The sequence below is a fragment of the Streptococcus sp. oral taxon 058 str. F0407 genome (assembly GCF_000235485.1).
GTDB lineage: Bacteria > Bacillota > Bacilli > Lactobacillales > Streptococcaceae > Streptococcus.
In genome coordinates this window covers 1-24,162 of record NZ_JH378888.1, presented here as the reverse complement: position 1 = coordinate 24,162, position 24,162 = coordinate 1, and the positions used below count along the sequence as shown (strand labels likewise).

Sequence of the window (24,162 nt, the reverse complement as noted above, 5' to 3'; positions counted from 1 at the left end):
TTTTTAAAAAATACGACAGAAAGCGCCAGTTTCTTACCTTGTTCTACTTGGCTCCCACTGTCCCAAGCTCGCTTGAAGAACGCCATAAGACTTTCTTTCCTGTTGAATATTATATCAGAAAGGCACGAAATTTACAATTCTTTTTCTTACTTTCTAAAAATCCATCTCATCCACACGTGGTGCACCAGAAGTCACCGAGATAGTCTTTAAGATTTCTCGCTCTTCTTTGCTGAGTTCAATCCCAAAACAGTCAAGATTGCTCTGGATACGAGAGGCAGTCACGGACTTAGCTAGTGGTAAGAAGCCTTCTGCCAAACTCCAAGCCAAGGCGATTTGAGCCACTGATTTCCCATGCTTTGCAGCAATTTCTTGGACCTCTTTCTGTTCAAACAATTCTCCTTGCCCAAAAGGTCCCCAAGCCTCTAGGAGAATTCCTTTCTCTCTACAGTAGTCAACCACTTCCTCTTGATAAACTCCTGGTGCCAAGCGCACCTGATTGACCGCTGGAATGATTTTTGCTGTTTCAAGCAAGGCATCCAAATGCTTGGGAAGGAAATTACTAACGCCGATAGCGCGGATTTTACCTTCTTTGTATAGGTCCTCCATCGCTCTCCAGACTTCAGCATTGCGACTTTTCCATTCGTCATTTTCTCTTAATGGTTTTGGATTTGGCCAATGGATAAGGTACAAATCTAGATAGTCCAATCCCAATTTTTCCATTGATTGCTCAAAAGCTTGGCGGGCTTCTTCATAGCTGTGATTGGTGTTCCAAAGTTTGGTTGTTACAAAGATTTCTTGGCGTGGAATACCGCTGTCTCGAATAGCGCGACCAACACTCTCCTCATTTTTGTAGATCGCTGCAGTATCGATATGACGGTAACCAGCCTTTAAGGCTTCTAAAACAGCTTGGTAAGCTACTTCTCCATTTTCAGCTTTCCACGTCCCAAATCCTAAAACTGGAATTGAAACTCCGTTATTAAGGGTATAAAATTTCATCATTTTTCCTTTCTATGTGAAGAAAATCTAAAGAAACAAAGCCAGATTAACAGAGGCACGTCTCTTTAGATTTTGTCGATTATTGATCACGGTCATAATACATTTCGTGAGCTTTCAATCGAGAATTCAGCAATTCTGGAATAGTCACAAATGTATAACCTTGGTCTTTCAGATATTCTATAATCTTTGGAAGAGCATTAACTGTAGCGCCATGAATATCATGCATAAGAACAATCGATCCATTACGAACTTGATGCTGAATCTCTGTCAAAATAGCTGTCTCATTTTTACTCTTCCAGTCCAAACTATCCACATCCCACATGATAAAGCTCAAGTCCAGACTGTTACGGATATCATCTGTAATAGCCCCATAAGGCGGACGCATGAGTTTAGAACTCGAACCTAGAACCTTGGTCAAGGCATCTTCTGTATCCGTGATTTGCTTTTTAGCATCTTCAAGAGTCAATTTTGAAAGAATAGGATGATCCCAGCTATGGTTTCCCACAACATGCCCTTCAGACTTCATTCGTTTCAGAAGATCTTCATTGCCAGCAATGTTTTTACCAAGTACAAAGAAGGTCGCCTTTACATTGTACTTAGCCAATGTATCCAAAGCTTGTGTCGTTGTAGATGGATTTGGACCATCATCAAAAGTCAAGGCTACAACTTTTTTATTTTTTTGTACAAAGTAAGCTTGGTAGAGCTCAGCATCCTTTTCTAATAGATAAGAGGAATCAATGACATCAAAGAAACTGGATATTGGTAGGGCAATTTCCTCCAGAGTCTCCCCTGAATTAGGAGGATAAAGGATGATTTGACTATCTTTATAATCAAAGCTCCATGATGCCAGATCTTGGTCCGTAAAGTATTTTAGGACCTGATCAATTTTTGTCTGGTCAAGCTTCTTATCCTCAAGAGTTGATTTTATTTGACTCAGTAGGAGTTCCTTAGCCTTATTAGCATCCTTGAAAAGTTGACTAAGTGTAAAAAGTTTACCATCTTCTGTCAAGAAAATTTTCCCTAAAGACGTCTTTTCTTTTTCTTCAACCTTTGCTGCAGACAAATCGTAAACTTGCTTACTAATATTACGAGCAACAACTCCCTTTAAAACAGGATCCAATTGCTCGGTATAATAAAAGACCAAATCTTCTTTATCTTCCAGCTTTTCTTTAATATCTTGGTTGATTTTTTCTCTAACAGGCGCAATGACTTCCTCTCCTTGAAGAGGATAATAGGCAATTACCTCAGCTTGACCTTTTCGGAAATGGTCTTTCTGACTGCCTGCGTTGAATTGTTGGTCTTTTTCGTTTTTTAAGGCTTCAATTTTTTGTTCATAGGATTGTTTCTGTAGAATCTTGTGACCAATCACGCCACCTAGGCAGATCATAGCAAGACTTAAAATACCTACTAAAACAAGTAATACATTTCTCTTTTTATCGTGGGAAACACGCTTCTCTTTATTTTTCTTCATACCTCCATCATATCAAATCAGAATTATAATTTCAATGATAAATCGATATTCTTCTATTTTTGAAAGAAATAATAAAAAGCCTAGATGATCTAAGCTTTTCGGGTATTAGAAGCGAATCGCTTCACGTGTTTTTTCATAAGAAGAAACAAAGCGATTTGTGACTCCTGGTTCTGCAACTTCCAAGGCCTGAGAAATCTTCTCAAATGATGCCTTGTAGTCAAATTCTTTTTCAAAAATTTCAAGCGCTTCATTGAAAGCTTGCTGGATACGCTCATCAAATGAACGGTAACGGTTTGAATACTGCAAGAGTTGCTCCGTCAAGGTCGCATATTGAACAATATTGTAGGTTTCTGTTTCAAGAGCTTCCATATCATGGGTCGCAATTTCAAGAATTCGTTTAACTGATTCAATATTCACTTGTGCTTGCTCTAACTCTGCCATCAGATCTTCTGTGTTATGGCTTGCAGTGAAGAAAAGTTTCAAGAAACTTTGAGGAATACCCGGCAAGTTTCTCTTTTCCATATACCGTTTAATGGTATGCAAACGATTCACATAAACATTGGCTTTCTGACGAGCATTGATGTCGTCTTTTTCGATTTGAGCTAGGCGTTCACTAACAGAAACTTGTTCGTCTTCAATGTCTTTTAGATTACTTTGAAGTGAATTAAACTGCTCCTCTAAAACAGAGTAGGCCTGAGTAGGTTCTGTCTGATCTTCAGTTGCCTCTGTGATTGCGGTATCAAGACCTGACAATTCAGCTTGAAGACGGCGGACATGGTTCCCATCACTTTCTGGGAGAAGATAGGTTTTATTTAAGCGTTCAAGATCCTGAACCAAAACCTGATTATTTTCTTTCAAGTGATTGAGATAGGTTGGAAGCGTTGAAAGGAGACTCTCAACGACTTTTTGAGCAGCAATTTCACGCGTGAAAATATCGTAGAGCGCATTAATCTCTTCTTGGATTTGTGTATTTTCATACTCCGCATTGTCCAATTCCAACTGGCGGATGTTTTCTTGATTATTTTTCAAAGATTCATGTAAAAGTTGGAAGCGTGACTCGATGTCCGTTTCAGTGAAGTGATAATTAGCATCTAAGAGTTTACGGTAGCCTTCCTCCAAATCTTCCAATTGTTCTGGCAGTTCCTTTGTCAAGGTTTCAACAAGAGCTGGAATTCGATCAACGATATGTGTCAAAGCGAGAATATGATTTTCAGTTGAATCAAGAATTGCTGCAGCCTCAACTGGGTCACCTGAAGAGTTCAAGGTTACAAATTGAGAAAACTCTGACTGGATATTTTCCAATTGTTTCTCAATTTCAGGAAGGGCTTTACCATACTGTTCCGAATTTTCTGCTACAGTATGTTGCAGACTTTCAAATAAGTCCAAAGCATGCAGAACACGTCCGCTATTCTTAGACTCTTGTTTTTCAAGTTCTGAAAGCGCATTGCGAATCGCCGCAATGTCTTCTTCAATTAGATCAATTTGACTTTCGATTTGATCGATTTGATGAGTAGCTTTGAAAAAGCGAAAAGAATTATTATAACCTTCAGCCTCAAACAGATTATTTTCAATATCAGCAAATGAGTTAAGGGATAAATCAACCCATTTTTGATTCCATTCACGGAAGGTTACCTGACTTTGACCAATCAAATGCATGTTTTTAACCGCTTCAACCTCATCATTTACAGGAAGGTTGTAGAGTTCTTCTTTTCTTTCTTCGAGGGCCGTCAATCTACTTACATTACGCTTACGTAGGAAGATTGCCGCTACATAAGCCAGAATCAAAATGACTGCAATCGCAACCATTAGATAAATTAGTTGTCCATTAGACATATCAAACTCCTTTTATACTAGAAACAATCGTAATGATTATATCATATTTTTTAAACCAAGGGAACTATTTCCCACATTTTTTAGACGTCAAGTGTACTGTAAACAGCGTTTTCTTCGATAAATTCGCGGCGAGGTTCAACTCGGTCACCCATCAACATATCAAAGATTCTATCTGCTTCGGCAGCATCGTCTACCGAAACACGCGCCATCAAGCGATGTTCAGGATCCATGGTTGTTTCCCACAATTGGTGGTCATCCATTTCTCCCAGACCTTTATAACGCTGGATGGTTGGTTTTGCACGCCCTTCACTATGACGTGCTAAGGCTTCTTGGAGTTTAATTTCTTGATCCGCACCTGGTTGGATGTATTCTTTGATCTCACTTCCAACTTTTACTCCGTAGATTGGCGGTTGGGCAATGTAGACATATCCAGCTTCTAGAATTGGCTTCATGTAGCGGTAGATCAGGGTCAAAAGGAGGGTCCGAATGTGGGCTCCATCGACATCAGCATCGGTCATCAAAACGAGCTTTTGGTAACGAGCCTTAGTGACATCAAATTCTGCTCCAAAGCCTGTTCCCATGGCAGTAAAAAGGCTCCGAATCTCTTCGTTGGCTAGAATTTTATCCATGCTAGCTTTTTCAACATTCAAGATCTTACCACGAATTGGCAGGATAGCCTGGAATTCACGGTTACGACCAGATTTAGCTGATCCACCAGCTGAGTCTCCCTCAACGATGAAGAGTTCTGTTTCAGCAGGGTTGTTTGAAGAACAGTCTGCTAGTTTTCCTGGTAAATTGGAAATTTCCAAGCCAGATTTCTTGCGAGTGACTTCACGCGCACGCTTGGCAGCCACACGAGCCTTGGCAGCCAAAATTCCTTTTTCCACGATGCGCTTGGCAATCTGTGGATTCTCCATGAGAAAATCAGAAAAGGCATCGCTAAAGAGACGATTGGTAATCTTAACCACTTCACTATTCCCCAGTTTGGTCTTGGTTTGTCCTTCAAACTGCGGATTAGGGTGCTTGACAGAGATAACGGCGGTCAAGCCTTCACGAACATCTTCCCCAGTGAGGTTATCTTCATTGTCTTTTAGCAATTTATTTTTGCGGGCATAATCATTGATAACACGAGTCAGAGCTGTACGGAAACCTTGCTCATGTGTTCCACCTTCATGGGTATGAATATTATTGGCGAAACTCATGACGTTTTCGTGGTAACCGGTTGTGTACTGCATGGCTACTTCAACTGTGATATCATCCATCTCACCGTCTGTGTAGATTGGCGTATCAAAGATAACATCCTTGTTCTCATTGATATATTCAACGTAGCTAGCAATCCCACCTTCATAGTGGTAATGCTTGGTTTGTTCGAGACCTTCACGCTTGTCTGTGATGGAGATTCGAAGTCCTCGGTTCAAAAAGGCTAATTCTTGAACACGTTTGTTTAATTTGTCAAAGTCAAAAGTCGTTGTTTCTGTAAAAATCTCTGGATCCGGCGTGAAGTGAACTGTTGTTCCAGTTTTATCCGTATCTCCAACGACCTCAAGATCAGCAACTACATGACCACGACGGTATTCTTGATAATAAATTTTGCCATTTTTGTGAACATGGACATCTAGTTGCGTTGAGAGGGCATTTACTACTGATGAACCCACACCGTGAAGACCACCTGATACCTTATATCCGCCACCGCCGAATTTTCCTCCAGCGTGAAGAACTGTAAAGACTGTCTCAACAGCAGGACGTCCCGTCTTTTCCTGAATGTCAACAGGAATTCCACGACCGTCATCCACAACGGTAATAGAATCATCTGGTTCGATAAAGACTTGGATATGACTAGCAAATCCAGCCAAGGCCTCGTCAATAGAGTTATCAACAATTTCCCAGACTAGGTGGTGAAGACCCTCTTTAGCAGTCGATCCGATATACATACCTGGACGCATACGAACGGCTTCCAGACCTTCTAAAACTTGAATTTGACTGGCATCATAATCCTGAGCCTGTTGGTTTTTGATTTCTTCTGTCATTTTTTCCCTTTTCTTACATATCTATTGCTTGTCTCAATGTCGCAACGTTTTTAAAAAGATAGGCATCTAAGCCAGCAGCTTCACCTGCTTCTATATCAATATTTCTGTCACCAATGACCAAACCGGATGTAATATGATATTTATCACGTAAATAAATCATGGACTCAGGATCTGGTTTCCGTTTAAATCCAGAACTGGCAGTCACCACCTCGGTGAAGTAGTTGGCTATCTGGGTCTTGGCAAGAAGTTCTAGCACTTGGTCATTTCGATGAGAAACCAAGAAATGGCGACCACCCTTGTCCGAAATGTCTTTGAGTAATTCTGGAACTCCCTCAAACAAAACTGGGTGCTCTAGCTCACGTGCTTCATTTTCTTTGTAGTTCTCTAAAAAATCCTCGATATCTGGTGCAAACTTCTCGATGGCAAAAGCTGTCGAAACCTTCAAGGCTTCGTAAACACGGTCGTGTTCTTGCTCAATTCCATATTGGGCTAAGGTTTCTACAAAAGCTGCTGTAGAAGTCTCGTAATTATCCAATAAGGTACCACCTAAATCCCATATGTAGTCGTGATATTTCATACCCTTCATTATACCATTTTTTTATGAAAAAAGCGATGATTTCCTAGATTTTTCCAAGTAAAAAACGAGAGTCTGCCTCTCGTTTTACTGCTGATTTTCAAAGACATCCCGATAGAGCATACCGACTCGTAAACTCTCAGCATCTCCTCCCAACTGCTCCACCAACTCATAGGCAAAGGCAAGGGCAGTTGACGGTCCTCGACTGGTTGTTAGATTACCATCTACAACCACTGTTTCCTTTTGGTAAGTTCCGTCAGTGATGTTCTCCTGAACACCGTCATAGCAGGTAAAGTGCTTGTCTTTCAGGACACCTGCTTGATGGAGGGCGATTGGAGCTGCACAGATAGCTGCAATTTTCTTTCCTGCTTGATCAAAGGCTTGAATCTCAGAGATGAGGACTGGATTATCCCGTAAGCGAGCCGAGCCAGGCATGCCTCCTGGAAGAACTAGCAAGTCATAGTCAGATAAATCACCATCAAAAACACGATCGGCTTTTACCTGAATACCATGTGATCCTGTCACTTGCTCCTCAAACCCTATCATATCACAGGAAATGTTTGCTCGACGCAAGACATCAACTACTGTCAAGGCCTCGATTTCTTCAAAACCCTGAGCTAATATAACTGCAACTTTTGCCATAGTGGCCTCCTTATTTGATTTGTTTTAAGACGACTTTCTTTCGTTTGAAAGGAACTTTTCCACTTTTCTCTTCGGCTAGATTGGTCTGGTAACTCATAGACAAGAGGAGACCGACTCCGATGAGATTACTAATAATTGCGGAGCCCCCTTGAGAAATGAATGGCAGAGGAATCCCTGTCAAAGGAAGTAGGCCTGTTACGGCACCGATATTTTCAAAGATATGGAAGAGCAACATCATGATAAAACCAGTCGAAATATAGGTATAGAACTGGTTATTTGATCTGAGTGTAATTTTCAACATCCTATAAATAAGAAGTAAGTACAAGGCAATGACAAAGACTGAACCAATGAAGCCAAAATCTTCAGCAATCACCGTGAAAATCATATCACTCTCACGTACTGGGATGAGAAGATTGGACACATTGAAACCTTGTCCAAACAAGCCACCACTTCCAATAGCAATTTGCCCTTGCGCCTGTTGGTAAGTTGTTGTTTGTGCGAAGTCAAAGGGATTGAGCCAAGCCAAAATACGGTTAATCTGGTATGTCGGCATCCCAATCTGGTGCAAGAAGGCACGTCCGTCCTTGCTTATAAAGATGGCCATGAAGCCTGCTACTGCAGTCACTCCTGTCACAAAAACTGGAACGATAATCTTCCACGAAACACCTGAAAGGAGCACCATGCCCGCAAAAATAGCTACGAAGACCAAGGCAGTCCCTAAATCACTTTGTAGGGCTAAGAGGAGCAAGACTGGGATGGTAAAGGCAATCATCCAACCAATCAATAGGAAATCCAACGGAATAGTCCGTCGCCATTCCTTGTGTTTTTGAGTGAATTGTACAATGACTCGAGCCAACATCAAGATATAGGAAATCTTCATGAACTCAGATGGTTGAAAGAGTGTCGTTCCCCCGATTGACACCCAGTTTTTGGCCCCTGTGGAAGCTACTAAACTCGGATTGTAAAAAACAAGGGGGAGAACCATCAAGGCCAAACCTAAGCCATAAAGATAGGGAGTCACCTTCCATAAAAACTCGGTATTGAAGAACATGACGACGAACCCAATGACAAGGCCCAAGGAAATCCAAGCAATTTGCTGACCTAGAATTGGAAGTACATTATTGGGATAGTCATGACTAACTGCTATATAAATTGCCATTACTCCTATCACCAGTAAACAAAAAACTGGTAGAAGGAGGCTATAATCGACTCGAGAGTCGAAGGAACGTTTCATATTTTTTACCTTTTCTCTTTCTTGGATTTTTCTTTCATTTTATCGCGACGAGATTGGAGAAAATCTGCTACTGCAGACTCTAGCTGATTTCTAGCAAAGACCCGAACCGTTCTTTCTTTTGACAAGGTTTGGGCGATTTGTTTGCCATAGCGCTTGCTGACGACACGACTGTCTAAGATTAGAGCAACCGAACCTTGGTCAGGCCGTCTAACAGTACGACCAAGGGCTTGTTTCAACCGAATAATAGCCATCGGCAACTGATAATCATAAAAAGGATTTTTCCCTTCTCGACGTAGTTCTTGGTTTAATTTTTTTGTTAAAGGTTCTTGTGGATTTTGGAAAGGCAATCTCGGAATCACTTGGAGTACAAATGGATGGGTTGAAAAATCAACTCCTTCCCATAAACTACCTGTTCCAAGCAAGATCTGGCGTTCACCTTTTTCAAAACGCTTTTTCAGTTGGCTTGGTTCCCCATTTTTATACTGAGCTAGGTGAGGTTGGTCTAGCAGGTCCGAAACTGCCAGCAACATCTCTTTTGAGGTAAACAAAACCAATAAAGGTTCTTGAAAGGCTTGTAAACTTCGAATGACCGAAGCCACTTCACTAGCATAGTCAAAAGGCGAAACTTCTGTCACGAGAGGAAAGTCATCAATTAGAAAAACTTCTTGTTGCTCCTGCTTTGCTACATCGAGCCTAACAAGTGGAGCATCTGGAAATCCCAGTAAATCCGCTAAGGAAACCCGATTGCTGATTTCAAGAGTGGCAGATACTCCTAGGAGTCTACAATCTTCTGGCAATAAGTCTGCTAGTATAAAGCGACCGTTTTTACTTGAACAAATCAGGATATCCTTACTAGATTTCTCTGCTGGAGCAAGCCAAAATTCACGGTCCGACGTAAAAAAGTTTGCAATCTCTCTGTACTCCGGGAGAGCTAACTCCGAAAAATGTTGGCGCAACTGTTCGAGAGAATCCAACCACTTTCCATTCTTAAGACCTGACTGATACTGCTCCATCAAGTAACGACATTCAAAGCCGATACTCTCAAGCAAGCGTTTCTGAATCAAATCCTCCTCTGTCTCCAAGGACTTTTCAATTTGAGTTACAAGATCCTCAAGGCGATAAGCCTGCTGGGCTAGATTTTCAAGAGCTAACAGCATTTTTTGAGCTTCATCCAAGATCAGCAAACGGTTATCGACAAACTCTGGATTGTCTTCCAAACGAGTGACCAGATAGGCATGATTGGTCAAGAGAACGCGACTGGTCTTGGCCTTTTCCTGCCCTCGTTTCCAAAAATCCTCTGTAGCAAATAAACTTTTCTTTGAAAGCTTGCCGTCGTGGACTAGTTCAGGCAGAAAGTGCTGATAGCGATAAAGTTGTCCGATTTCGTCCAAGTCACCAGTCTCTGTCTCCGTTAGCCAAATGAGCAGTTGCATTTTAAAGCGTGTGAAAAGGCGATTGGACTCAGATCGATGGAGGACTCGGTGAAAGGCATCCAGTTTTAAATAATTTTGAGGACCCTTGAGACTATGAATCTCCAGATGGAAAACCTCTTTTAAACGCTGACCCTCTTCCTGCATGATCTGATTTTGAAGAATTTTGGTCGGAACGCTCACTAGTATCCCTGCTTCAGTCTCCGAGTTCAAAGCTGGAAGGAGATAGCCGTAAGTCTTGCCCAGTCCCGTTTGAGCTTGGATAAAGGAAGTCTGGTGCTCTTCTAATAAGTTCTCAACCTTCTCCGCAAATTTCAGCTGTTGTGGACGCTCCTCCAGCCCCAATAAAGAAATGTTTTTAGCAAAATCTTTGGATAATTTGCGTGGAGCTAAGGCTTGACTTTCCTTTTTCAGGAAAAGCCCATGTAATTCTATCAAGTCTGGCGAAGACAGGAGAGATTGCTGCTGATAGACCTCCTCAATCACCAGATAACTTTCATAGAGAAGGTTATCTGCAAGGTCTAACAAGCTTTCTAAAAGCCCTTTTGGTAGCTCGAAAAGTTTTTGACGCATGTAAAGCAAGAGTTCTGCTGTTGCCTGAGCGTCAGACAGAGCCGTATGGGCCTGTTCCAGTTCAATTCCCAACTCTTGACAAAGGATACCTAGATTGTACTTTTCAAACTGAGGATATAGAACTTGGGCTAGCTCAACCGTATCCACCCGCGGTGTGCGCAATTCATATCCTTCAAAAAAGAGAAATTCCGCAAGGAGGTTGGCATCAAATTGAACATTGTGCGCAACAAAAACACCGTCCTTAACCAATTCAAAAATTTTTCCAGCCACCTGAGAAAACTCTGGCGCCGCAGCTAAACGCTGATCGGTCAGACCTGTTAATTCTTTGATATGAGAATCCAAGGGTTCATGGGGATTGACATCGGTCGCATACTGATCGATGATTTCGCCATTCTCAATCACCACAATGCCTACTTGAATAATTTTTGCCTTGCTTCCGGTGCTGGTCGCCTCTAAATCAACGACCACATACCGATCATTTCTCGCATTCATCATTAAAAATTATATCAAAAAAAGCATGATTTGACACCCCTCAACTTTGATAACAATCTTGCTTCACTTGTCAGTTTGATTAAAAATCAAGACCTTAAAAGTGAGAATTTCTCGCAAGTTCAGCAGTAGGTCTTTGGTTCTGAAGTATTTGAAAATGTTACCAGAAAAACAAAGCAACTGTAAAAACATAAAAAGGCAATTAAGATTTCAGTTGCCTTTTTGAGATATTGTTTTCATTGTTTTCGGAAGAGCCTTGCTAATTTCTGTTGGCAAGACAAGATAGTGTTCCTGAGCTAGTTCTTGGGCAATGGCTGAGTGAAGATGGGTCGCTACCACCACTCTCTCATAAAGACTGGCTTGATGAAACTGACCTGCAAAACCAGCAATCATCCCTGCTAAAGTATCTCCCATCCCACCAGTTGCTTGATAGGGGCCTCCAACCTCCAGTTGATAGTATTCACGCTTGCCTGCTTGCCAGATACGAGTCGCTGGACCTTTTTCGACTAGAATCGTTCCTTGAGGAAAAGCTGAAAGAGACCTAGCAGTCGTCTCCGTATTTTGATGGTCAAGAACTATACCAGATAATCTTTCCCATTCCTTTTGGTGGGGAGTTAGGATGAGCTGACTGGACGGAAATTCTAACTGGCCGTTTGCTAAGATGCCCAAAGCACCGCCATCTACAATCAAAATCTGTTCTTTTCTGAGACTGTCAAAAACCCGTTTCACGAGTTCTTCTCCGAATGCATCCTCTCGCAATCCCGGACCAAGCAAGACAACTTCTGCCTTTTCCAACTGTTCTTTTAACAATTGCTGGTCTTGAAGAGAAAAAGCCATAGCCTCAGGTAAATGGCTGTGCAGAGCTGGGATATTCTCCTTATCCGTCCCAACAGTCACCAAGCCAGCGCCACTTTTAACTGCTGCAATGGCTGACATGATAATAGCTCCCCCATAAGGATAGGTTCCTCCCAGTAACAGCAGACGACCGTAGTCTCCCTTGTGACTGTGACGAGACCGTTCTACAATGACTTTTTCTAGTAAAGTTTGATCAATCGCTTTCATCTTTTTTCCTCAACTATCCTTTATCTGATTGTTTTAAAACAACTTGATAGACTTTCTTAGTCCACTCTTCTAAGTCTTCTCCATCATAGTCAAGATAATGCACCCTATCTTGTATTTTAGTTGGAATAATATTTTCAAATTGGCTCTTATTATGAGTTGGAATAATACAAATATACAACTCACTAAATAAATTCAACATGTCCTTAATTTTTGCAACATGGTAGCCATCAAAAATATAACCAGTAACTTTAGTCAAATCTGTATAGATAAAATGAAAACTTACTCCAGGAATAAACTTGTCTTGTAATTCTTTCTCTGAAGGAGCTCGACCTAATAAACGCTCCATCGCCAATCGATAACCAGAACTTGTGTTTGACCACCCTAACATGACATAGTCAAAATAATCTATCGGATCAGATGCAGCATTTCGACTATCCAAAACCAACTCCTCAGCATCTCGCCCAAAGGCTTTCACAGCAGATAAAAGCTGACCAGTTTTAAAAATAGAAATCGCTGCATCTATAGTCGTAGTATGACTACAGTAGTCTGAAGTCACTAACCTCTTATGTAGGTCATAAGTCGAGGCTACTCTTTTATCTGTAGGGGTAAATGGTGGCAGAAAGGGATGCTGACAGAGGTAATCTAAAATCTCTTTTTTTAAACAAGAATCAGTACACTCGATACTTGTTTGACGTTTATGAAGTTTTTCGTAAGCTGTAAATTTAGCAATTTTTTCTAATTCCCACTCTTGAATATTTGGATAATCAATTAGTGCTAAGTGATATATTCCATCCCATTGCAAACTATATTCTCCATTATAAATTTTTAAAATCATCTAATCACCTCTCACTCCATTATACTACAAAAGGAGGCTCAGACCTCCTTCTATCTATTTTCCCTTAAATTCCGCAAAGGTCTGTAAGATTTTAGCTGCTACTGCTGGAGAAGGAGCTCCTTTTAGCTCTAACGTGTCATCTGCATATGGAGTAAGGCCAGCAAAATCTCCTATCTGGACAGAATAGAGAGACGTTTTAAATAGTTCAATATCGTTTTGGTCATTTCCAAAAGCGATGAAGTTCTCCCCGCATAACTTTTCAACAGTTGTCGCCTTATGAGTATCCAAGGGATTAACATAAAGGCACTTTTCATGCGCATGATAGGAGAGATGAGCCTGTCCTAGTCTTTCTAGCTGACCAAGCAGATCATCAAGCAACTCCTCGTGGTCACCCATATAAACGACTACCTTAATTGGAGTCCCTAAGTCCTCGAGTTTCTGATGACGAGCCACCTTTAGGGGATCCACACTGGAAATAAATGGAATCTTCTCTACAATCTGACCACTATAGTCAAAGCAATCATCTACAAAGAAAGGGAGATTATAAGTCTGGCAATAATCCACTAGCGCCTGATAAACTCTAGCATCAAGATTCCTTTCGAGAACAGCCTTCCCTAGATGATAGGCTACGCCACCATTCAACCCTATGACCAAGCGCTGACTGAGTTCAGGGCCTAATAAACCCAAGCAATCCCGATAAGAGCGAGCTGAGGCAAACACAAGCTCATGACCATAATCTTCAGCCTTTAAAAGAACCTGCTGAATCTCCTCATCTATGGTCATGTAGTCAAAAGACAGTGTCCCATCTAGGTCAAATACGAATTTCATTTTCCTAGTCCTTGTTCAATGTTCGAAGTGCTGCCTGATAGGTTTGCTCCATCAGCATGGTAATGGTCATAGGACCAACTCCACCTGGGACAGGTGTGATGTGGCTAGCAAGCGGTGCAACGGCATCATAGTCAACATCTCCACAAAGCTTGCCATTTTCATCACGGTTCATCCCTACGTCAATGACAACCGCTCCTGGTTTGACAAAGTCAGCAGTCACAAACTTAGCGCGACCGATTGCAACCACAAGAATATCTGCCTTAGCAGCCACCTTGGCAAGATGATGGGTGCGTGAGTGAGTCAAGGTCACTGTTGCATTCTTAGCCAAAAGTAGCTGAGCCATCGGTTTTCCAACGATATTCGAACGACCGATAACAACCGCATTTTTACCTTCCAACTCAATCCCATATTCATGAAACATCTCCATAATTCCTGCAGGTGTCGAAGGAATCATGACTGGATGACCTGACCAGAGGCGTCCCATGTTTAGCGGATGGAAACCATCCACGTCTTTTTCTGGGTCAATGGCTAATAAAACCGCCTCTTCATCGATATGTTTGGGTAAAGGTAACTGAACCAAAATCCCATGCCAAGCTGAATCTTGATTGTATTTGGAAATCAAGTCTAACAATTCCGCTTGGGTAATGGTCTCAGGAACTCGCACTACTTCACTACGGAAGCCAGCAGCAAGAGCTGACCGTTCCTTGTTGCGAACGTAGACTTGGCTGGCAGGATTGTCCCCCACCAAAATCACCACCAAGCCTGGAACTAGACCTGTTTCTTCTTTTAGTTTAGCAGTCTTTTCAGCCAACTGTCCTTGTAACTTAGCTGCAAGAGCCTTCCCATCAATAATCTGTGCCATATTTCTTCTCTTTTCTATCAAATATCTTCTATTATATCAAAAAATGACTTGGCATTCTAACACTTCTTGACTAATAGACCTTATAGTTTGAAACTATAAGAAAAAGCTCTTATCGAGCTTTTAGTGCCTATTTATCTTAGGCAAGTCTATCATGCTTTCTTTTTGACCTTGGGAGCAGGCAAAACTTCGTACATATCCTTGATTAGTCTCGCTAGAAATAACTTGTCTTCAAGATCTTCTATTAAAATCATCTCTTTGGCTCCTTCATAAGGACGTTCAAGCCTAGTCTGTCCCAGTTGATCCAAAACCACCTTCACAGGCTTCAATAACAAACGATTATCATAGATTCCCCCAATAATCTTCCCACGATAATAAAGGATATACTCTCCCATCATTGGACGATAACTCATCTCATCTAGCTCCGATAGCTGATCGAGAATAAAATCTAAATATTCTTTACTGGAAGCCATGATTTCTACTCCATTTCTTCTAAAAATGAGGTCTTACAAAACCTTACTCAAAAAATCCTTGGTCCGTTGTTCTTGGGTCTGGTCAAAAATCTCCTCTGGCCTTCCATCTTCAACAACAACCCCATCCGCCATAAAGATAACACGGTCTGCTACCTCGCGGGCAAATCCCATTTCATGAGTCACAATCACCATGGTCATCCCTGACTTAGCGAGGTCTTGCATAACAGCTAGAACTTCTCCAACCATCTCAGGGTCTAGGGCTGAAGTCGGTTCATCAAAGAGCAAAACATCTGGTTCCATAGCCAAACCACGTGCGATAGCAATCCGTTGTTGCTGGCCACCTGACAAACTCTGTGGATAGGCCGTCGCCTTATCTGGCAAACCAACTTTTTCTAGCAGTTCTTGGGCTCTATTCTCCGCTACTTCCTTGCTTTCTCCTTTGGTTTTTATTGGTGACAAGGTGATATTTTCCATGACCGTCATATTGGGAAAGAGGTTGAATTGTTGGAATACCATGCCCATCTTTTCACGCATAGCAAAAAGATCATTCTTCTTATCCGTAATATCGACTCCTTCAAAGATAACCTTTCCCTTACTTGCTTCCTCGAGAAGATTCATCGAACGAAGGAGGGTTGATTTCCCGCTCCCTGACGGACCGATAATGACCACAACTTCTCCTCGTTTAATCTCAAGGTTGATGCCTTTTAAAACTTCATTTTTCCCAAAAGACTTATGCAAGCCTTCGATTTTTATCAAGGTTTCTGTCATTATTTCTTGTCTCCTTGTCCAATGTAATTTTCAAATGCCTTCAAAGCCACTGTCAAAACAGAGGTCATAATCAAATAGTAAAAGGCTGCAAATAAAAGGGGAGTCAACGGTAAATAAGTTGTTGTTGCTACTGTCGTTGCCCCATTCCACAGCTCCATCACCCCAATCGCTGACAAAAGAGAACTATCCTTGATAATAGTGATAAATTCATTTCCAAGAGCTGGAAGAATATTTTTGATAGCCTGTAGCAAAATGACATAACGCATAGCATTTTTAGGACGAATACCCAAGGAATAAGCTGCCTCTAACTGCCCTTTAGGAACTGCATTAATCCCTGCACGAACGGTTTCAGACACATAGGCACCACTATTCATCGAGATAATCAGAATACCTGGAATTAAACGAGAAAGGTCCACACCTAAAATCCCTACTTGAATAGTGGGCGCATCGATATGCATGAGGGCAAAAGCAATCATAATTTGCACCATCATCGGTGTTCCTCGGAAAATCCATACATAGATATTCGCAAACCAGACAAGAGGCTTAAAACGTGAGCGTTGAGCAAAGGCCAATAAGACACCTAGAATGGTACCGAAAAAGACTACCAGAATTGAAATCACTACAGTAATAAGAGCACCATAATTAAAATAAGGTAAATACCTTGGTAAAAAGGAAAAATTCATATAAACTCAGCTTTCTAAATATCAGATTGTATGATTATAACATAATTTGAATTAAAATTCAATATTTTTTCACTAATTTTCACCAATAATTTTATGCAAAAGAGAAATAGCGAGAAATCTTAGTTTTTTCTAGTCAAGTCCCCGTGGTTTATGGTAAAATAGTAACGATAAGAAATGGAGGAGAATCATAATGGAATCACATTTGGTTAGAATCATCAACCGCCTAGAAGCTATGACAAAAGATGGCGGAAATCTAAAACGTAATTTTGAACGTGAAGGAGTTGTTGTTGCAGAAGTTGCATACAGCTATGACGAAGAAAATGGATCACTCTTCACCCTTCGCGATGTTGAAGCGCGTGAAACCTATACCTTTGATAGCATTGACTTGATTGCAATGGAGATCTACGAACTCCTTTACTAATAAAAAAGCAGCAGGGAAAACCTGACTGATGAACGAGAATCCTTTTTGTCCCTGCAAATGGGATTTTTTCTTACCCTCAATGTCGCTGGATTCTCCATAAATCCTTCTTTTAAAAAAGATCACTTCCAAATCTTTTTACTTGCTTTACACCTTAATCATGCTATAATGAGAGTATAAAACTTTGACTATTCTTGACCTTTTTCTTAGACCAAGAATAAGAATGAAATGAGGTAGATGTATGCTCTGTCAAAACTGTAAAATTAACGACTCAACAATTCATCTGTATACCAATATCAATGGACAGCAAAAGCAAATTGATCTCTGTCAAAATTGCTATAAAATTATCAAAACAGATCCAAATAATACCCTCTTTAAAGGAATGACTGACCTAAACAATCGTGACTTTGATCCTTTCGGAGACTTTTTCAATGATTTGAACAATTTCAGACCTTCTTCTAATAACATCCCTCCCACTCAATCTGGTGGAGGAGATGGGGGCAATGGGGGCTACGGACCTCAAAACCGTGGTCCACTTCAAACACCTCCTAGCCAAGAAAGAGGACTCCTAGAGGAATATGGTATCAACATTACTGAGATTGCTCGTCGTGGGGATATTGACCCTGTTATCGGTCGAGATGAGGAGATTATCCGTGTTATCGAAATCCTCAACCGTCGAACAAAAAACAATCCTGTCCTCATCGGAGAACCAGGTGTTGGTAAAACAGCCGTTGTTGAAGGTCTGGCTCAAAAAATTGTCGATGGCGATGTTCCCCATAAACTCCAAGGCAAGCAAGTTATCCGTTTGGATGTGGTTAGTCTAGTTCAAGGAACAGGTATTCGAGGTCAATTTGAAGAGCGTATGCAAAAGCTCATGGAAGAAATCCGCAAACGCGAGGACATCATTCTCTTTATCGATGAAATCCATGAAATTGTTGGTGCAGGATCTGCTGGCGATGGCAATATGGATGCAGGCAATATCCTCAAACCTGCCCTTGCCCGTGGTGAATTGCAACTGGTCGGTGCCACTACTCTCAATGAATACCGTATCATTGAAAAAGATGCTGCTCTAGAGCGCCGTATGCAGCCTGTCAAGGTAGATGAACCAACTGTCGAAGAAACCATTACTATCCTCAAAGGGATTCAAAAGAAATACGAAGACTACCATCATGTCAAGTACACAGACGCTGCTATCGAAGCTGCTGCAAATCTTTCCAACCGCTACATCCAAGACCGTTTCTTACCTGACAAGGCTATTGACCTTTTAGACGAAGCCGGTTCAAAGATGAATCTGACACTGAACTTTGTTGATCCTAAAGTAATTGATCAGCGTTTAATTGAAGCTGAAAATCTCAAGGCACAAGCTACACGAGAGGAAGACTTTGAAAAAGCTGCCTACTTCCGTGATCAGATTGCCAAATACAAGGAAATGCAAAAGAATAAGGTGACCGATCAGGATACTCCAATCATTAGCGAGAAAACCATTGAACATATCATTGAGCAGAAAACCAATATCCCTGTTGGTGAGCTCAAAGAAAAGGAACAATCTCAGCTTATCCATCTAGCAGACGACCTCAAAGCTCATGTCATTGGTCAAGATGAAGCTGTCGATAAGATTGCCAAAGCCATCCGTCGTAATCGTGTTGGACTTGGTACTCCCAACCGCCCAATCGGAAGTTTCCTATTTGTCGGACCAACTGGTGTCGGTAAGACAGAACTCTCTAAACAACTAGCCATTGAGCTCTTTGGTTCTGCTGACAGCATGATTCGCTTTGATATGAGTGAATACATGGAAAAACACAGTGTGGCTAAATTGGTCGGAGCCCCTCCAGGCTATGTAGGCTACGATGAAGCTGGTCAGTTAACGGAAAAAGTTCGTCGCAATCCTTACTCACTCATCCTTCTCGATGAAGTTGAAAAAGCACACCCAGATGTGATGCACATGTTCCTCCAAGTCTTGGACGATGGTCGTTTGACAGATGGGCAAGGACGCACAGTTAGCTTTAAGGATGCTATCATTATCATGACCTCAAATGCTGGGACTGGTAAGGCTGAAGCCAGCGTTGGTTTTGGAGCTGCTCGTGAAGGTCGGACCAACTCTGTTCTCGGTGAACTCGGCAACTTCTTTAGTCCAGAGTTTATGAACCGTTTTGACGGCATCATCGAATTTAAAGCTCTCAGCAAGGACAACCTTCTCCAAATCGTCGAACTCATGCTAGCAGATGTCAACAAACGCCTCTCTAGCAACAATATCCACCTCGATGTGACAGACAAGGTCAAGGAAAAGTTGGTTGACTTGGGATATGATCCAAAAATGGGGGCACGCCCACTCCGCCGTACCATTCAAGACCATATCGAGGATGCCATCACAGACTACTACCTTGAAAACCCAAGTGAAAAAGACCTCAAGGCAGTCATGACAAGCAATGGTAAGATTCAAATCAAATCTGCCAAAAAAACTGAAGAGATTGCTTCTGAAAAAGAAGATTAAAACGATCTAACAGGTGCAGGAAGTCTATCATTTTCTGCACCTTTTTTTACTAAAATAACTGTAAATTCTTGACAGCTTGCCCCTCGTTCATTATGATAATAATAAAGATACTAGAGAATGAGGAAAGTTCTATGGCAAACCCAACTTTTGGTGATAAAAAAGAGAATGTGACCTACCAGCCCCGCTATGGTGTGTACGCAGTTATTCCTGATGCAGAAAAAAAACAAATCGTTTTAGTTCAAGCTCCCAATGGTGCTTGGTTCTTGCCAGGTGGAGAGATTGAAGCGGGCGAAGACCATCAAGAAGCACTAAAGAGAGAACTAATCGAAGAACTAGGCTTTACAGCTGAAATCGGAAGCTATTATGGACAAGCTGATGAGTATTTCTACTCTCGCCATCGTGACACCTACTACTACAATCCCGCTTATCTCTACGAAGCCACTTCTTTCCAAGAAGTACAAAAACCTTTAGAAGACTTTAATCATATTTCTTGGTTTCCTATTGATGAGACAATAGAAAAACTCAAACGTGGTAGCCATAAATGGGGAGTTGAAGTTTGGAAAATCCAGCATGGAATCGACTAAAATACACGATTTTATCCAAAAAGTGCTATAATAGAGATAGAAAATCGGAGGAACTATTATGAAGCTTATCAACACGACTAATTCACACTCGCAACTTGTTAAAAGCCAATTAGAAAGCACTGACGCAACTCTTGTTGAGGTCTATTCTGCTGGAAACACAGATGTGATTTTCACACAAGCTCCGCTTCACTATGAAATCCTCATTTCCAACAAACACCGCGCTATTCGTGAACCAGAAATAGAGACCATCCAAGATTTCTTCATGAAACGCAAAATCGATAAAGATACTATCGATGAAGCTAACATCAAGACGCTTTATTCAGATAAATTGATTGAAATTTCTATTCCTACAAAATAAGAAAGCCAGCCAAAAGCTGGTTTTCTTTTGCAAAAAAGATTGGTAGGTCCTACCAATCTTTTATTTTTATTTCACAGCTTCTTTCAAAGCATCTACCTTGTCCAAACGTTCCCACGGAAGGTCAATATCTGTACGTCCCATGTGTCCATAAGCCGCTGTTTGACGGTAAATTGGACGTTTGAGGTTCAGCATTTGGATAATCCCTGCTGGGCGAAGGTCAAAGATTTGACGAGCCGCTTTTTCAAGTTTGCTTTCAGCTACTGTTCCTGTACCAAAGGTATCAATACGGACAGAAACAGGCTGCGCAACACCGATAGCATAGGCCAATTGAACTTCTGCCTTTTTAGCCAGACCAGCTGCAACGATATTTTTTGCAATATAGCGAGCGGCATAAGACGCTGAACGGTCAACCTTAGTCGCATCTTTACCAGAGAAGGCACCACCACCGTGACGAGAGTAGCCACCATAAGTATCGACGATGATCTTACGGCCAGTCAAACCTGAGTCTCCTTGAGGTCCTCCGATTACAAAGCGCCCAGTCGGATTGATGAAGAATTTTGTTTGCTCATCCAAGTAAGAGGCTGGGATAACCTCTTTGATAACCTTTTTAATCACATCATTGTGAATTTGTTCATTGCTGACTTCTGGATTGTGCTGAGTTGAAAGCACGACTGTATCCACTCGTACTGGACGATCATTTTCATCATACTCTACAGTAACCTGTGATTTGGCATCTGGGCGAAGATAGCTGATTTCACCAGACTTGCGAAGTTCTGCCAAACGACGAACCAACTTGTGACTGAGTGAAATTGGCAATGGCATGAGTTCCTCTGTCTCATCCACCGCAAATCCAAACATGAGCCCTTGGTCTCCAGCTCCAATCAAGTCAAGCGGATCTTGATCTGCATTTCCACGAACCTCCAAGGCTTCGTTAACCCCTTGGGCGATATCCGGTGACTGCTCAACAAGCGATGGATGAACTCCAACTGTTTCCGCAGAAAAACCATATTCTGCATTCGTATAACCAATCTCTGCAATGGTATCACGAACTACACGGTTAATATCCACATAGGCATTTGTAGAAATTTCACCAAAAACATGGACAGAACCAGTGTATACAGCTGTCTCAGCAGCAACGTGCGCTTCTGGATCCTCTGCTAAAATAGCATCCAAAATCGCATCTGAAATTTGGTCTGCAATCTTATCCGGATGCCCCTCAGATACAGATTCAGACGTGAATAATTTACGTTCTGACATAAAAATGTCCCCCCTTAAAAAAATATTGTTATAGAGTTACAAAGTACTGATAGGTATTTCTATAGTCTAAGAGTTACGACGCGAAAGAAATAAAAACGATGTTTTTTTATTTCTGAAGCTAGTAAGGCGCATAGGGTGACCGCCTTATAGCGGTAACCGTAGAATGACGAGCGACTTTGAAGCCATCATTCTTTGCGAGTTACAAAGTACTGATAGATCTTTCTACCATCTTATCGGGACTATATAACCTTATCATTATACCACTTTTTACTATTTTTTGCAGTATTTTTGAAAATTCATAAAACGAAGTTAGAAAAAGGAGCTATGCAGCTCCATTTTTGTCTTTAAAATGTTTGGCGTTTAGCTTTACGCTCGGCACGGCCACGAGCACGATTTTCAGCACGCTTGGTTTTGCGACGTTTTTCATCCACCGCCCATTGAATCTTCTTCTTATAGCCTGGTTTGACTTTTTTCTTTTTCTTTTTGACCAAGCCAATCATTTCAATATCAAGCTTATCCTGCTTCTTTTCACGATTAGCACGACGGTCACGGTCATAGGTATCTTGAAACTCTCCGTCTTTGACCATCTTCGGAGTAAACTTGATTCCTAATTTTTCCAACTCACGGATATCCGAGTCATCACTTGGCTGGTAAAGGGTAATAGCTGTACCAGGTAGACCATTACGCCCAGTCCGTCCAACTCGGTGAACAAAGAAGGACAAGTCTTGAGGAATGGCGTCATTGATGACATGGCTGACCCCTTCAATGTCAATTCCACGCGCTGCCAAGTCCGTTGCGACAATGTACTCAAAATCGAGATTTTTCACCTGATTCATGATCCGCTTGCGTTCACGAGGGGCAATATCTCCATGAATCTTTGCTACCTTCAATCCTTGAGCAGTCAAGTAGGCATGTAACTCATCAGCACGCGTTTTTGTGTTAACAAAGATCATTGCCAAATAAGGCTGCATGACTTGAGTCAATTCATAAATCTGAGCATTCTTATCGCGGCCCTTGGTCGAAATCAACCAGTTATCAATGGTATCAGAAATGACTGTTTTAGTCTTGATTTTCTCCATGACAGGATTTGACAAGTATTTTTTCAAGAACGGTTGCAATTTTTGTGGAATTGTCGCTGAAAAGACCATGAATTGCAAGTCTTTTGGAAGACTTCCTGCAATCTTATCGACTGTTTCCAAGAAGCCCATATCCAAGGTCATATCGGCTTCATCGACAACAAAGGTCTTGGCCTTGTGAATGGCCAAATCACCAGATTTAACCAAATCATAGATACGCCCTGGAGTCCCGACGACAATATGGGGCTGATTGCTCGCGAGCTTATCAATCTGACGAGCCTTATCCGTACCACCGACATAGTTGACCACACGAACTTCCACATCTGAGTGGGCAGCAATCTGACGAGCCGCCTGGTAGATCTGAGTAGCTAATTCACGACTTGGAGCAGTAATCACCGCTTGCACACTATCACTTGTTTCATCCAATTGCTGGAAAATAGGGAGCAAGAAAGTGTGGGTCTTTCCTGAACCTGTTTTTGACTCACCGACCAAGTCTCGACCTGCCAAGACAATAGGAATCAACTTTTCCTGTACCTCTGTCGGAGTTGTAAAATTCAACTCCTCCAAAGCCTTTTCTATATAATTTTTAAACTGAAATTTCGTAAATGACATATTATCCTCAATTCTATTCATCTAACCATTATACCATATTTTGAACATTTTCAGTAGTCCAACTCATCTGGCCTATCACAAGGCTATCAATTTCTCCAAATACCTCTCTTAGACTTGAAATCACACATTTGATTTCTACCCAAAATACAAAAAGAGAAGACCAAGTTGGTCTTCTCTCAGCCTTAAAACTTGTGACTCAGATAGATTTGTCAAGCAGATGCTTAAGAATCTTTTAAAAGTCGAAAGCTTCTAGATAAAATCAGTACTTAATCATCTTTCCGCTTGCGACCAAGAAGTAATGCTCCTAAACCTGCAAGAAGAGAGCTAGTTATTAACCCAGTGAGTGAAAGTGGTGCAGTGCTACCTGTATTTGGCAATGTAGCTTGTTTTGCTTTTTCTCCTGCCGGACTTTGAGCTGGTGGATTCTCTTCAGGTTTTCTTGGTTGTTCTGGTTGATGTCTATCTGCCTGATTATTATCAGCTCCCTGCTCTCCCCCTGGGTTCACTGGTGGAATTGGATTTGGTTGTGGTGCTGGTTCCGGTTGCGGCTGCGGCTGCGGCTGTGGCGCTGGTTCCGGTTGTGGCTGCG

General features: G+C 41.6%; 22 protein-coding genes. 4 read left to right on the top strand and 18 right to left on the bottom strand.

Features of this window, described 5'->3' with window-relative positions; all coding sequences use genetic code 11:
- Nucleotides 1–153 precede the first annotated feature (153 nt).
- From HMPREF9184_RS04495 to HMPREF9184_RS04425, 15 genes are all read right to left on the bottom strand, one after another.
- Nucleotides 154–996 carry an aldo/keto reductase gene (locus tag HMPREF9184_RS04495; RefSeq protein WP_000675354.1) on the bottom strand — a complete coding sequence of 281 codons (843 nt, stop codon included), beginning with the start codon at nucleotides 994–996 and terminating at the stop codon, nucleotides 154–156.
- A 79-nt stretch (nucleotides 997–1,075) separates the two neighbouring features.
- Nucleotides 1,076–2,467 (bottom strand): peptidoglycan-N-acetylglucosamine deacetylase PgdA, encoded by a 1,392-nt coding sequence (gene pgdA / locus HMPREF9184_RS04490; protein WP_000739620.1) that lies wholly within the window; start codon nucleotides 2,465–2,467, stop codon nucleotides 1,076–1,078.
- 105 nt (nucleotides 2,468–2,572) lie between these two features.
- Nucleotides 2,573–4,300, bottom strand: a complete 1,728-nt coding sequence (ezrA, locus tag HMPREF9184_RS04485) for a septation ring formation regulator EzrA (RefSeq protein ID WP_000064796.1) — start codon at nucleotides 4,298–4,300, stop codon at nucleotides 2,573–2,575.
- A gap of 80 nt (nucleotides 4,301–4,380) precedes the next feature.
- Nucleotides 4,381–6,327, bottom strand: a complete 1,947-nt coding sequence (gene gyrB / locus HMPREF9184_RS04480; RefSeq protein WP_000134066.1) for a DNA topoisomerase (ATP-hydrolyzing) subunit B — start codon at nucleotides 6,325–6,327, stop codon at nucleotides 4,381–4,383.
- A 13-nt stretch (nucleotides 6,328–6,340) separates the two neighbouring features.
- Nucleotides 6,341–6,904 carry an HAD-IA family hydrolase gene (locus tag HMPREF9184_RS04475; protein WP_033585975.1) on the bottom strand — a complete coding sequence of 188 codons (564 nt, stop codon included), beginning with the start codon at nucleotides 6,902–6,904 and terminating at the stop codon, nucleotides 6,341–6,343.
- An 84-nt stretch (nucleotides 6,905–6,988) separates the two neighbouring features.
- Nucleotides 6,989–7,543 (bottom strand): DJ-1 family glyoxalase III, encoded by a 555-nt coding sequence (locus tag HMPREF9184_RS04470; protein WP_001140923.1) that lies wholly within the window; start codon nucleotides 7,541–7,543, stop codon nucleotides 6,989–6,991.
- 10 nt (nucleotides 7,544–7,553) lie between these two features.
- On the bottom strand, nucleotides 7,554–8,777 hold the full coding sequence (locus HMPREF9184_RS04465) for an FtsW/RodA/SpoVE family cell cycle protein (RefSeq protein ID WP_033585950.1): 1,224 nt from the start codon (nucleotides 8,775–8,777) through the stop codon (nucleotides 7,554–7,556).
- A 5-nt stretch (nucleotides 8,778–8,782) separates the two neighbouring features.
- Entirely contained in the window at nucleotides 8,783–11,272 is a 2,490-nt protein-coding gene (locus HMPREF9184_RS04460; protein ID WP_033585974.1) for a bifunctional DnaQ family exonuclease/ATP-dependent helicase, read from the bottom strand.
- A gap of 207 nt (nucleotides 11,273–11,479) precedes the next feature.
- Nucleotides 11,480–12,331, bottom strand: coding sequence for an NAD(P)H-hydrate dehydratase (locus HMPREF9184_RS04455; RefSeq protein ID WP_000643708.1), 852 nt, complete (start codon nucleotides 12,329–12,331; stop codon nucleotides 11,480–11,482).
- 13 nt (nucleotides 12,332–12,344) lie between these two features.
- The gene (locus tag HMPREF9184_RS04450; protein ID WP_000601052.1) at nucleotides 12,345–13,166 is read right to left on the bottom strand and encodes a hypothetical protein; all 822 of its coding nucleotides are present in this window, start codon (nucleotides 13,164–13,166) and stop codon (nucleotides 12,345–12,347) included.
- Nucleotides 13,167–13,220: 54 nt separating this feature from the next.
- Complete coding sequence (locus HMPREF9184_RS04445; RefSeq protein ID WP_000673622.1) at nucleotides 13,221–13,994, bottom strand: HAD hydrolase family protein; 774 nt, start codon at nucleotides 13,992–13,994, stop codon at nucleotides 13,221–13,223.
- Between the two features lie 4 nt (nucleotides 13,995–13,998).
- Nucleotides 13,999–14,856, bottom strand: coding sequence for a bifunctional methylenetetrahydrofolate dehydrogenase/methenyltetrahydrofolate cyclohydrolase (locus tag HMPREF9184_RS04440; RefSeq protein WP_000057231.1), 858 nt, complete (start codon nucleotides 14,854–14,856; stop codon nucleotides 13,999–14,001).
- 149 nt (nucleotides 14,857–15,005) lie between these two features.
- Nucleotides 15,006–15,326, bottom strand: a complete 321-nt coding sequence (locus HMPREF9184_RS04435; RefSeq protein ID WP_000168523.1) for a TfoX/Sxy family protein — start codon at nucleotides 15,324–15,326, stop codon at nucleotides 15,006–15,008.
- A gap of 33 nt (nucleotides 15,327–15,359) precedes the next feature.
- Nucleotides 15,360–16,094, bottom strand: a complete 735-nt coding sequence (locus tag HMPREF9184_RS04430) for an amino acid ABC transporter ATP-binding protein (RefSeq protein ID WP_000140932.1) — start codon at nucleotides 16,092–16,094, stop codon at nucleotides 15,360–15,362.
- A complete protein-coding gene (locus HMPREF9184_RS04425) occupies nucleotides 16,094–16,777 on the bottom strand; it encodes an amino acid ABC transporter permease (RefSeq protein WP_001011651.1) in 684 nt (227 codons plus the stop codon). The genes HMPREF9184_RS04430 and HMPREF9184_RS04425 overlap by 1 nt, the downstream gene beginning before the upstream one ends.
- 190 nt (nucleotides 16,778–16,967) lie before the next feature.
- Between HMPREF9184_RS04425 and HMPREF9184_RS04420 the strand changes: the two genes are divergently transcribed.
- From HMPREF9184_RS04420 to HMPREF9184_RS04405, 4 genes are all read left to right on the top strand, one after another.
- Entirely contained in the window at nucleotides 16,968–17,198 is a 231-nt protein-coding gene (locus HMPREF9184_RS04420; RefSeq protein WP_000443579.1) for a DUF1797 family protein, read from the top strand.
- A 238-nt stretch (nucleotides 17,199–17,436) separates the two neighbouring features.
- Nucleotides 17,437–19,686 carry an ATP-dependent Clp protease ATP-binding subunit gene (locus HMPREF9184_RS04415; protein WP_000882492.1) on the top strand — a complete coding sequence of 750 codons (2,250 nt, stop codon included), beginning with the start codon at nucleotides 17,437–17,439 and terminating at the stop codon, nucleotides 19,684–19,686.
- A 131-nt stretch (nucleotides 19,687–19,817) separates the two neighbouring features.
- Nucleotides 19,818–20,270, top strand: a complete 453-nt coding sequence (locus HMPREF9184_RS04410) for an NUDIX hydrolase (RefSeq protein ID WP_000013077.1) — start codon at nucleotides 19,818–19,820, stop codon at nucleotides 20,268–20,270.
- Between the two features lie 58 nt (nucleotides 20,271–20,328).
- Complete coding sequence (locus HMPREF9184_RS04405) at nucleotides 20,329–20,628, top strand: DUF1827 family protein (protein ID WP_000767192.1); 300 nt, start codon at nucleotides 20,329–20,331, stop codon at nucleotides 20,626–20,628.
- 66 nt (nucleotides 20,629–20,694) lie between these two features.
- Here HMPREF9184_RS04405 and metK read toward each other — a convergent pair whose 3' ends face one another.
- The 3 genes from metK to HMPREF9184_RS04390 form a co-directional block, all read right to left on the bottom strand.
- On the bottom strand, nucleotides 20,695–21,885 hold the full coding sequence (metK, locus tag HMPREF9184_RS04400) for a methionine adenosyltransferase (protein ID WP_000003907.1): 1,191 nt from the start codon (nucleotides 21,883–21,885) through the stop codon (nucleotides 20,695–20,697).
- A 344-nt stretch (nucleotides 21,886–22,229) separates the two neighbouring features.
- Nucleotides 22,230–23,573 (bottom strand): DEAD/DEAH box helicase, encoded by a 1,344-nt coding sequence (locus tag HMPREF9184_RS04395; RefSeq protein WP_000010997.1) that lies wholly within the window; start codon nucleotides 23,571–23,573, stop codon nucleotides 22,230–22,232.
- Between the two features lie 266 nt (nucleotides 23,574–23,839).
- Nucleotides 23,840–24,162: LPXTG cell wall anchor domain-containing protein (locus HMPREF9184_RS04390; RefSeq protein ID WP_000303067.1), on the bottom strand; the 323-nt coding region annotated here is incomplete at its 5' end.